This window comes from Skermanella sp., from assembly GCF_059503625.1.
On sequence record NZ_JCACHA010000795.1, the window covers coordinates 9,157 to 9,390 of the forward strand.

A 234-nucleotide genomic window follows, 5' to 3' on the forward strand; every position below is an offset into this window, starting at 1 on the left:
TACTGGGGGGGGCCGGCGTAAACGCGGCCTTTTAAAGTCGGGGGGGGGTGTGGCGCCCACATCCCCCCCCCCGCGCCCCCCCCCACAGCCGCCCCGCTTCCTGTCCGCTATCCCCGTTACCGTGCTGACCGGCTATCTCGGCGCGGGCAAGACGACCCTGCTGAACCGCATCCTGTCCGAACCGCATGGAAAGCGCTTCGCCGTCATCGTCAACGAGTTCGGAGAGATCGGGAT

1 protein-coding gene is annotated in these 234 nt (G+C 67.9%); it reads left to right on the top strand.

The features are described 5' to 3' along the window. Nucleotides 1–100: 100 nt before the first annotated feature. The coding region (locus tag AC5JJ6_RS28140) for a GTP-binding protein (protein WP_496045235.1) at nt 101–234 on the top strand (134 nt) is incomplete at its 3' end.